Raw genomic sequence first — 12,218 nt, 5'->3', positions numbered from 1 at the left:
CCTCAAGTGGCCAGGATGAAGTCTGTGGCAGTGATGGTTGTTGCGTCGTTCACACCTACCAGGCGAATGGAGTCAGCGCCTCCGATGCTGACCAGGGTATCCGCACCGACATCGGTGATGCTGACGCTGCCGGCAAAGGTCGCCGCCGTGATGTTGAACGCGGTGACATCGAGCCGATCCTGGCCTCCCGCCGCGTTGGCATCGAAGCTGATGATCTGATCGGTACCGAATCCTGCTGCGAACAGGAAGATATCGTTGCCGATGCCGGCATCCATGATGTCGTTGCCGGCACCGCCAGTGACCGTATCGTTGCCAGTACCGCCATCGAGAAGGTCATTGCCGATGCCACCCAACAATGTGTCGTTACCGACACCACCGAGCAGCGTGTCGTTGCCATCGCCCCCCTGGAGCAGATCGTTGCCGGTACCGCCATCCAGGTTGTCACTCCCCAGTCCGCCAAGCAGCGTGTCGTCGCCTGCACCACCATTCAATGCATCATTGCCGTCACCGCCGTCGAGGCTGTCATTGCCAGTGCCCCCGTTCAGGGTGTCGATGCCAATGCCACCCAGCAGTTGGTCGTTACCGGCGTCACCATTGAGCGTGTCGTTACCGCCGTTGCCGCTGAGGATGTCATCGCCGCTTTCACCATTGAGCGTGTCATTGCCGGCCCCTGCGGTGATGACGTTGTTCACCAGGTTGCCGCCACCCACGAAGTTGCCAACGCCGGTGTAGGTCAGGTTCTCGACGTTGGCATCCAGCGTGTAGCTGGCCAGCGCGGTCTGCACGGTATCCGTACCGCCACCCGTCACCTCGACCAACACGTCCGCGGCTGCATCGACGATGTAGGTGTCGTTGCCGCCGCCCCCCACCAACCGGTCAGCACCCGCACCGCCATTGAGGACGTCGTTGCCGACCCCGCCGGTGAGGGTGTTGGCCAGCGCATTACCGGTACCGGTGAAGTTACCGGCGCCGGTATAGGTCAGGTTCTCGACGTTGGCACCGAGTAGATAGCTGGCCAGGCTGGTTTGCACCAGATCGGTACCGCCACCCAGCGCCTCGGTGACGGTGTCACCGACGTTGTCGACCACAAAGGTGTCGTTGCCGGCACCGCCATTCATGACATCCGCACCCAGCCCACCGTTGAGGACGTCGTTGCCGTCCCCGCCATTGAGCACGTCGCTGCCGACCCCGCCGGTGAGGGTGTTGGCCAGGGTATTACCGGTACCGGTGAAGTTACCGGCGCCGATATAGGTCAGGTTCTCGACGTTGGCACCCAGGGTGTAGCTGGCCAGCGTCGTCTGCACGGTATCCGTACCGCCACCCGCCGCCTCGACCACCACGTCCGCGACTGCATCGACGACGTAGGTGTCGTTGCCAGTTCCTCCCAGCAACTGGTCAGCACCCGCACCGCCATTGAGGACGTCGTTGCCGCCCCCGCCGGTAATGGTGTTGGCCAGGGCATTACCGGTACCGGTGAAGTTACCGGCGCCGGTATAGGTCAGGTTCTCGACGTTGGCAGCGAGCAGGTAGCTGGCCAGGCTGGTTTGCACCAGATCGGTACCGCCACCCACCGCCTCGGTGACGGTGTCACCGACGTTGTCGACCACAAAGGTGTCGTTGCCGGCACCGCCATTCATGGCATCCGCGCCTAGCCCGCCGTTAAGGGTGTCGTTGCCGTCCCCACCACTGAGGACGTCGCTGCCGACCCCGCCGGTGAGGGTGTTGGCCAGGGCATTACCAGTACCGGTGAAGTTACCGGCACCGGTATAGGTCAGGTTCTCGACGTTGGCACCGAGCACGTAGCTGGCCAGGGTGGTTTGCACCAGATCGGTACCGCCACCCACCGCCTCGATGACGCTGTCACCGACGTTGTCCACCACGAAGGTGTCGTTGCCGGCACCGCCGTTCATGGCATCCGCGCCAAGCCCACCGCTGAGGATGTCGTTGCCGTCCCCGCCATTGAGGACGTCGTTGCCGGCGCCGCCAGTGATGCTGTTGGCCAGCGCATTACCGGTACCGGTGAAGTTACCGGCACCGGTAAAGGCCAGGTTCTCGACGTTGGCGCCGAGCACGTAGCTGGCCAGGGTGGTTTGCACCAGATCGGTACCGCCACCGGCCGCCTCGGTGACGACGTCACCGATGTTGTCGACCACGAAGGTGTCGTTGCCGGCACCGCCATTCATGGTATCGACACCGAGCCCACCGTTGAGGGTGTCGTTGCCGTCCTCGCCATTGAGGACGTCGTTGCCGTCTCCGCCGTTGAGAATGTCATTGCCAGTGCCGCCCAACAACAGGTCAGCACCCGCCAGGCCATTGAGCGTATCGTTCCCGCCCAGGCCATTGAGCACATCGTCACCCGTGCCGCCAGTGAGGATGTTCGCCCCAGCGTCCCCCGTAAGTATCACGCCAGGCGGTACCAGCGCCGTCGCCTCAGAGGTCACCGACTCCAGCGTGTCGAAGCCATCGGTGTAGCGCACGATCACCCGCAGTTGCAGATTGCCCTGCGCTCCACCCGGGGTGAAAGTCGCAGCGGTCGCGCCGTCGATGTCGGTAAATGTAGTTCCAGTACCTTGCTGCCATTGGTAGCTGAAGGTGCCCAGCCCATCCACATCGGCAATCCCGGCCGTCAGCGCGGTCAGCACCTGCCCTTGTTCCGGTGTCGTATCACTGATCAGCAACGCGCCTGTCGGTGCATCGTTGACGTTTTCCACCGGGTCAGAAGGGTCGGACGCCACGCTTTCAGCCACTCCGAAGCCATCCACGTAACTGACCACCACGCGCACCTGATCGCCGACCTGATCCTGAGTCAGCGTAAACGTGCTATCTGTAGCGCCGGCGATGTTGACGAAGCTGACCCCGTTGGTCGCCTGCCACTGATAGGTGAACTGCGGATTGCTCAGACCATCGGCATCGACGATGCTCGACGGGTCAGCGGTCAGCACCTGGTTCTGCGCCAAAATCCCGAGAACGGTCGGCCCTACGGTCGGTGCGCTGTTCCCCGCCGAATCGACGATCTCCAGCGTGCCGTTGGCATCCTGGTACACCGCCCTGACGCGGATGTTCAATCCCGCCACATCGTCCGTCACCCGATAGGTGGTGCCCGTCGCCCGCGAAGCTTCACCGCCGTCGATAACGGTGATGTCTTCATAGATGCCCGTGCCAGGAATGTTTTCCACCTGCCAGTAGTAAGCCACCGCACCGCTCACCGCGCCGGTCGGATTGGTCCCGCTGACGTTGTCCGCGTCGTGTACCGCCCGATTGCTGACGCGCAGCAACTGGCCGGCCACAGGCGTGTCGTCACGCAGACCGGTAGCATCATCGAGGATCGCCAGATGACCCGATGGCCCCTCGTTCAAGGCAGTGCCAACGCCGGACGACTGCGCCAGGTCAGAGAACTGCAGACGCTCGATGCCGGTCAGGCGATCGACACCATCACGCCCCGCCACCAGGTCGGTGACGATGACCGTATTGCCCACGACTTCGACGGTGTATTCCGTCGAATTACCGGAGAACACCGCCGTGTCGAAGCGGTCATTGCCGGTCAGTATCTCCCGCTTGATGATCAATTGACCTGGGTTGTAAGTACCGTTGAGCATGAACGGCACCAGCGGTTCCATGCTGTCGAACGTGGCGATTTCCGGGCCAGTACCATCAATGTTCGCCCGTACGCTGATGCGTACGTTCAGCCACTTGTCACCATCGATGATGTCGTCGCCACCGCGACCTTCGATAAGGTCGCTGCCGCTGCCACCGAGGATGATGTTGCCGCCGTCGAAGAACGTCGCGCCCTCCGGCAGCACATCCGCCAGACCGTCGATCAAGTTGATGTTGGTCAGCACACTGCCGGTTGCACCCGCGCCAGGCAGCGATGCGGCATCTTCGTTGTCACCGCGCAGGAAGTCACCGTGCGCTGAACCCGACAGACCTTCCATGATGTCGAAACGCACCAGCGTCGAGGCACCCGAACCCGGTACCAGCGGTACATCGAAAAAGCGGTCGCTCATATCGATGCTCACGCCCTGGGCGAGATCCTTGAAGGTCGCCCAGTCATAGCCGGAGCCGCCGATATAGCGATCACCGAAGCCGAGACTGCCGACCATGATGTCGTCACCGCCTTCACCGTTGAACTTGTCGTTCTCGCCACCGCCAATGAACACATCGTTGCCGATGATCGGGTCGTTGCCCAGCGGGTCGAAGTTGTCGCCAGGCGCACCGTCGGAGGTGCCCTTCTCGATCCAGTCGTCGCCTTCGTTACCCATGTCCTGTTCGTTGGCTTTGCTGCCCAGGATAAAGTCGTTGCCCTGGCCACCAATGGCTTCGGAGGCGTCCTCACCGGTCACGATGAAGTCATTGCCGAACCCGCCAATGATCAGGTTGACGCCGTTGCCACCGTGCAGCACGTCGTTGCCGTCGCCCCCCTGGATGTTATCGTCGCCGCCGGCATCAGTGATGATGTCGTCGCCAGCGCCACCGCGCAGTTGGTCGTTGCCGTCACCGCCTTCGATGCGGTCGTTGCCGCCGTCACCCCAGACGGTGTCATCGCCTTCACTCGCGATGAGGATGTCTGCACTGTTGGTACCGCCCAGCACGATGTGCTCTTCACCGGTGTACTTGATGTAGTTGGCGTCCGGCCCGGCGGTCAGCGGGTTGTCGCGGAACACGACCTGATGGCCGTTCTCGAGCGGATCGGCACTGCCCAGGCCATCGTTGTACTGCTTGGACTGGTCCCTCTCCAGATAGAAGCCGGGATCCGAGAACACCAGGCCCGGCAGGTGCGTGGCCGAGGTGTTGGCCATGATCAACTTGGCGAAGGAGTTGCTTTCCAGCTCGGCATTCATCGACAGGCCAGAGGTACGCTCCAGATAGTAGAAGCGATCGCCGTCCTGCAGTTTCTCCATTTGGTTCTCGAACACGAAGTTGAAGGTCGAGCCGAGCATGCCGCCAAACGGCGTTATCTGTTCGGCCAGGCCGCCGATCCATAGATCGATGGCGTCGACCCCGGTGATCGTCACCCCCTTCAGGTCGTCTGCAGTCCCCAGTACCCCATCCTTGCCCGCCCGCGTTACGTTGGCCCAGTCACCGGTGCCGTTGAGGAAGTCCAGGCGATCGGATGGCTCGTCAATACCCCCGTCGCCAAAGACCAGCAACATCGCCGCAGCGCGCTTGCCTTCTAAAGTGGTTGCCGAGGTAATCGTGCCATGGGTGCCATAGGCCGCGATGAAGTTGATCAACGACTCCGGATGCTTGAGGTGCTGCACCAGGTCGACCCAGCTGCTGTACGGCTTGAGTTGGGTATCTCCGGTCTGGCTGTAGATGTCGCGGCGAATCGCGTTGAGCGAGGGAATCCCCACGTCGCGGCCACGGGCGATGTTGATCGCCGGCAAGTCGAGCGGCAGGCCCAGCAGGTTGTTGCGCAGCGCCTCGGTGACGAACTCGTCGATTTCGTTACCGGCTTGCCGAGTCACCCCACGCACGATCGCACTGGTCGCATCCTCTGGCGTCACGCCACTGGCGGCATAGGCCAACGGGTTGAGGAACGCCGCAATCAAGCCCAGTTGTTGATCGGGGTTAGCGCTGTTCGGATCGCCGATCACGTCAAAATTGACGTCGTAGCGATCGACAGTCTCGGTCAGCATCGAGTGGCCAAACCGGTACACGGTGTGGGCGAACTCGGCGACGATCGAGGCATCGAGGTCGACGTCATAGACCTGGGTCGGTGCGAAGAACAGGTCAACACGAGGCTGGATGGTCCGCGCAAACTCCTCGAACACCAGGTGCTGATACTGCATCTCGGTGCCGAACTTGGCCGCCTGGAACAGGCGCTCGCCATTCCACACCAGCGCATCGATCTCAGCCTGGTTGGCGGGCAAGGCAGCCACCGGCGTGAGCAGCCACTCGTTGAGGAAGGCCACGTCATGGGAATCGAGGACGGTATCCTTGGTCTGCGCCACCAGCCGGTTGTGCTCGGCGTGGAAGATCGCATGCACCGCGGTCAGGCCGATGTTCTCGTTGACCCGGCCGTCACCGGCGATGTAGTGCGCGTCAAGCAGTTCGTTGTCGTAGGTCAGGTTGTTGCCGCGATCGCCGACGAGCTGCGCATTGCCAACATCGTCGTCACCGTCCGACTGCAGAACCCCGCCGGCGACCACCGGCACAGCGTTGTGGGCGATGTCGTTGAGGAAGGCATGGCCGGTGCGCACCGCGTTTACGAGGCTGATCGGGTTGGCTGGATTGCCTTCCATCAGGGTAGTGACGTCGTCGGCTGTACCGGCAAGGCCGTCCAGCCCGTTGTTGACGCGAATGACAACCTGCGGGAAGCCGTTCGGCCCCTTGATGAAGTTGCCATAGGCGTCCGTCGCCAGCAGCGGACCGCTGTCGATATCGGCGTCGGTGAGATTGATGCCCAGGACGTCACGTGCCTGCGCCTTGACCACCTTCCAGGTCGCCATGCCACCGATTTCGGTGTCGTCGCTGGTACCGAACTTGCCGTCCAGCCCCAGGTCACGGTTAGTGATCAGGTTGCCGGTGGCTTTAGGGCCGTCATCCGTCATCACGTATCCGCGCAGGAACACCTGGTGCGACGGATGCGAGCTGTAGGTCTGGTTCTGGTCCACGAACGGCGTGGTGGTGTTGGTGTGCTCATGGATGTCGTCGGCCGTGCCGAGAACGCCATCCGCCCCTGGCTGGTTGGTCGCGCGGGTCAGCACCATGAAGTTGGTGTTGCCACCGGGCACGTACAGCGGATCGTCAGTTTGCAGCGGGATGTAGATGGTGCCTGAACCGCCCTTGGTCACCAGGTCCAGGCCATGGTCGAAGAACTGCCCGAAGAAGGTCATCCAGGCGTTGAACGGCGCAGACAATCCCGCATCCGTCGCGGTGTTCTCGAACAGGTACACATCGTGGTCGTCGCCCGTACCGAACTGACCATCCATGCCGGGGCTGGCGACTATGCGTACACCATCCTTGAGCACGTCGTCGTTATCGCTACCCTCTACGCCGTAGTCGAGATGACCGTTCGCACCCGGGTCGTACGCCGTGGCATAGGCCGCCGGGTTGTTCGACGTCTGGTCGACGATCAGGTTACTGATGGTGCGCGGCTGCGAGTCAAACACAGCGCCGCTGTTCTGTGCATACGATGATCCCGGGATGGCCGGCGAACCGGGGCCGAAGAAACCGGCAGGCACACCTTGCGCCGGGTTGAACACCGGATCGGTCAAGCGCGGGAAGGTGTTATCGGCGGCACCAAACCCGGTGTTGTTGTTGCCGTTGAGGTTCAGCAGGTTGTTGTTCGACCCGTCGACCGAACGCAGGCCCAACGGCGCGCGGATATTCGGGATCAGCGAAAGGATGTCCTGACCGGCCGCGTCAGCCTCGGCAATCTTGATCTGGTCAAGAATGAAGTTGAGGTCGGAGCGGACCATGTGAAGGCCCTCGCCACCCGCCGTGGCATCGGCCACGGGGGTCGGCGCCGTCGGTACGACCGGCGCGCCGGGAGCCACTACGGCCGTCGGCTGCGAGAACACCACTTCAGTCGTGCCATGCCCATCCTGGTAGATCGCCTTGACCCGCAACGACAGCCCGGCGAGGTCCGGAGAGACCTTGAACGAGGTGCCGTCGGCACTCTGGAACGCCAGGTCGCCGGCCGGCAAGAGGATGATGTCCTCGAAAACGCCGCTGCCTGGGTCCGACTCGAATTGCCAGTAGTAGGACACCGAGGAGCTGTTGAGACTGCCCCCGAGGTTGTTGGCATCGGTCACCCCAGCCACGCTGACGGTCAGCATGTCGCCCACCGTAATCGCGCCGCCGTTGTTATCGGTGATGGTGGGGCTGCCAACCGGTTGGGCATTGAGCCCCGGCACCAGCACTTGCTGGCCATCGGCGAACTGCAGGCGCTCGATATGCAGCAGGGTATCGGTACCGTCGCGACCGGCTACGGTATCGGCCACCGTCCAGACATCGTCCGCCAGACTGTCCGTGCCGCGGGTGTCCTGAGTCACCACATACTCAGACTGGGCTCCGGAGAATATGGCGGTGTCGAAGGCCGCCCCGCCCGTCGAGGTGCCGGGCAGGATTTCCCGCACGGCCTTGAGCTGACCGGGGTTAATGGTGCCATCGAGCATGAGGGGAATCATATCGACCATGCTGTCGAAGCTGGCAATCTCGGGACCGGTATGGTTGACGTCATCGCGGTTATAAACGGCAATCCTGACGTTGATCCATTTGTCGCCGTCGATCAGGTCATCGCCACCGCGGCCCTCGATCAGGTCACTGCCATCGCCACCGAGGATGATGTTGCCCGTGGCAAAGCCGGTGGTCGGCAGGCCGGCATCGGCCAGGAACTGCGCCAGTCCGCGGATCAACGCCACGTTGGTCAGCGCACTGCCCGTGGCCCCCCCGTGGTTGAGGATGGTGTCGGCATCGACATCATCGCCCCTGAGTACGTCGCCGTACTTCGAACCGGACAAGCCTTCCACTTCGGCGAAGCGGTCAAGGATCGAGGCGGGCGAGGCGCCAACCGGATTGAACACGCCGGTGTTCTGGTTTGGCGCGTTGCCGTGTGGCTGTGCCAGCGCGGCCATGGTCAGGTCAGCGGTGACGCCGAACTTGTCATCCTTGTAGGTGACCCAGTCGAAGCCGGACATGCCTTCCATCTTGTCCTGGGCATCACTGCCGACAAAGATGTCATCGCCGCCCTCGCCGATCATTTCATCGAAGCCAGCGCCACCGACAAAGATGTCGTTGCCGATCGTATCGTCAGTGAGCAACGGCGCGGCGTTATCACCAGGCGCACCGTCCTGCGTGCCCTTCTCAATCCAGTCATCGCCTTCATTACCGGTCGGTGGCAGGTTGGTCTTGGCACCGAGGATGAAGTCGTCGCCCTGGCCACCGAAGGTGGTGGTGATGTCTTCGGTGGTGACGATGAAGTCCTGGCCATCGCCGCCCAGGATCAGGTTGCCGGCGGCCAGCATGCTGCCGGCGATGATCACGTCGTTACCGGCGTTACCTTCCAGGCGGTTGTCGCCGAACGAGTCAGTGATGATGTCATCGCCTGCGCCACCGAGCACCGCATCGTTGCCGGCACCGCCTTCGAGGATATCGTTGCCGCCGTCGCCGTAAAGGGTGTCATCGCCGTCACCGGAAATGATGATGTCATTGCCGGCGGTGCCGCCCAGGACCACATGGTCTTCACCGTTGTAGCGCAGATAGTTGTTGTCTGTACCGGGGGTATCGGGGTTGTCGCGGACCACCAGCTTGACGATTTCCACACCGTCGATCATGAGGCCACCCGTCGGGTCGGCTTTGCCGCCCGCACCCAGGCCCGTGAACTGATTGTCCTGATTCACTTCGAGGGTGAACGTCGGCGTCAGGAACACGGTGTTCGACAGGTGGGTGACATCGCTGTTGAGCATGATCAGCTTGGCGAAGGAGTTGTTCTCAAGCTCAGTGCCGAAGTTCAGGCCTGCGACACGCGACAGGTAGTAGAAGCGGTCGCCGTTCTGCAACGCCTCCATCTGGGTTTCAAACACGAAGTTGAACGTCGAGCCGAGCATCCCGCCGAACGGCATCTTCTGTTCAGCGAGGCCACCGACCCAGAAGTCGATGTCGTCCACGCCGGTGGTGGTGACGCCATTGACCATGGCGTACTCGCCCGAGCTGTTAAGGAATGCCAGGCGATCGGCCAGATTGGCGGTAAAGGTACGCTCATCGACAGTGCCGGCGTTGATCACCGCGCTGCCGCCGAACACCAGGGCTGCGGCGACCGCACGCATCTCGATCAGCGTATCCACATCGGCTGCGATCAATTCGCTGTGGGTGCCGAAAGCGGCGATGAAGTTGACCAGGGATTCGGGGTGCTTGAGGTGGTCCGCAAAGTCAGCCCAACTGATGTACGGCGTGAGTTGGCTGTCGCCGGTGGCTGCGTACATCTCACGGCGCGCTTCATTCAACGTGGGGATGCCCGTCTCGCGACCGCGCGCCAGGTTCAGGGCCGGCAAATCGAGCGGCAGACCCAGCAGGTTGTTGCGCAATGCTTCGGTGACGAATTCGTCGATCTCGTTGCCGACCTGGCGGGTCGCACCGCGAATGATCGCTCCTGCCGCTTCGTCCGAGGTCGCTCCACTGCCGGCGAACGCCAGCGGGTTGAGGAAGGCCGCGATCAGCCCCATTTGCGAGTCCGGGTTGTTCGGGTCAGTAAGGAGCGGATTGAACTCGGGGTCGAAGCGATCGACGGTTTCGGTCAGCATCGAGTGGCCGAAGCGGTACACCACGTGGGCGAACTCGGCGAGGATGGCCGGGTTGATCGAGGTGTCATAACCGTTGGGGGCAAGGAATTCGTCGACCTGCGGCTGAATGGTCCGCGCGAACTCCTCGAACACCAGGTGCTGGTACTGCATCTCGGTACCGAACTTGGCGGCCTGGAACAGGCGTTCGCCGTCCCACACCAACGCCGCGATCTCGGCGGCTGTGGTTGGTATCGCAGCCACGTCGTCCGCCAGCCATTCATTGAGGAAGGCCAGGTCGCCGGCGGCAAGGATGGTGTCCTTGGATTGCTGGACCAGTCGATTGTGCTCGGCGTGGAACACATGGTGCACAGCGGTCAAGCCGATGTTCTCGTTCACCCGGCCGTCGCCGGCAATGTAGTGGGCATCGAGCAGTTCGTTGTCATAGGTCAGGTTGTTGCCGCCCGCGCCTACGTCCTGCGCATTGCCGACATCGGTGTCGCCATCCGCTTGCAGAACCCCGTTGACCACGACCGGCGCGGCGTTGTGGGCGATGTCGTCGAGGAAGCCATGCCCGGTGCTCACGGCGTTGGCCAGGCTGATCGGCGCATCCCGGTTGCCTTCGACCAGTTGCGTGACGTCATCCGCCGTGCCGGCGGTACCGTCAGCACCGTTGTTGACACGCATCACCACTTGCGGCATGCCGCTTGGCCCGCGGATGAAGTTGCCATAGGCATCGGTTGCCAGCAGCGGCACGCTGTGCACATCGGCGTCGGTCAGGTTGATGCCAAGGATGTCACGGGCCTGGGCCTTGACCACCGCCCAGGTCGCCATGCCGCCATTTTCGCCATTGCCATCATCGGAGGTGCCGAACTTGCCATCGGCGCCGAGATCACGGTTGGTAATCAAACGACCCGTTGCAATAGGGTCGCCTGCCGCGTTGAGGGCGTACTCGCGCAGGAACACCTGATGGGAGGGGTGCGAGCTGTAGGTCTGGCTCTGGTCCACGAACGGCGAGGTGGTGTTGGTCTGGCCATCGTCGGCAGTGCCGACTTGTCCGTCCGCGCCAGCGGAATGCACGGCACGTGACAGCACCATGAAATTGGTATGGCCGCCCGGTACATACAACGGATCGTCCGGTTGCAGCGGAACAAACACGATGTCGGTACTGCTTTTGGTGACCAGGTCCAGGCCGTGGTCGAAGAACTGGCCGAAAAAGGTCATCCACGAGTTGAAGCTGGCGGTCAGGCCGACGTCCGGCGACACGTTGGGGATTAAGAACACTTCCTTGTCGTCTTCCGTGCCGAACACGCCATCCAGCCCGGGACTGATCACCGGGGCGGCCCCGCCATTCGCCGCAACCGCGGCCGGGTTGTTGGCGGTCTGGTCGACGATCAGGTTGCTGATGATGCGTGGCTGCGGGTCGACCACATTGCCAGACGCGGCATAGGCCGCTCGATACTGGGCATCGAGCAGGCGCAGGAAGGAATTGTCCGCGGCGCCAAACTCGGTTTGCCCGGCGACCAGGTTGTTGTAGCTGCCATCGACGGTTCGCAAACCGAATGGCACCTGAGTGTTAGGTAGCAAATCAATGAGGCTGGCGCCACTGGCGTGCGCTTCTGCGATGAATATTTGCTTGAGTATGAATTCCAGGTCCGACTTGTTGAAATTGGCCATTTTTTATTGTCCTCGATCTCTCTGGGGGAAAGGCACGGGACGAAAGAATCCTCCCACGCCCAGTCAGGTACTGGCTTGCGTAGTTCTTGGGTGCAGCTGAATGGCGAGAGCAGGCGTGGGATAGGCAAAGCCGTCCCCCGGCGCCTGGGAATGCGCGCCTGGAATTCGCGAAATGAATGGTTCGCCGAGCGGTTAGGCAGAGCGATCCCGAGCCGAGGGTGGGCCATGGAATCTGGAAGTCGAAGCGAACTTCCTGAACAACTCCGTCACTGCGCAAGACAACGAAATGATCGCCATGTGTGCTCCTTCAGGAAAATCACC

The 12,218-nt window shown here is 62.3% G+C and carries 1 protein-coding gene; it reads right to left on the bottom strand.

From position 1 onward, the window contains the following. Positions 1-2: 2 nt before the first annotated feature. A complete protein-coding gene (locus ACIO0C_RS03925) occupies positions 3-11,897 on the bottom strand; it encodes a peroxidase family protein (RefSeq protein ID WP_401308098.1) in 11,895 nt (3,964 codons plus the stop codon). Positions 11,898-12,218: the final 321 nt, after the last annotated feature.

Source organism: Pseudomonas sp. NPDC087336 (assembly GCF_044744285.1).
GTDB lineage: Bacteria > Pseudomonadota > Gammaproteobacteria > Pseudomonadales > Pseudomonadaceae > Aquipseudomonas.
The sequence above is the reverse complement of the archived record's forward strand: the minus strand, read 5'-3'. Positions and strand labels throughout refer to the sequence as shown.

Bases quoted from the DNA above. Each gene is read 5' to 3' on its own strand.
- ACIO0C_RS03925 (WP_401308098.1), bottom strand. From the start codon at position 11,897: ATGGCCAATTTCAACAAGTCGGACCTGGAATTCATACTCAAGCAAATA.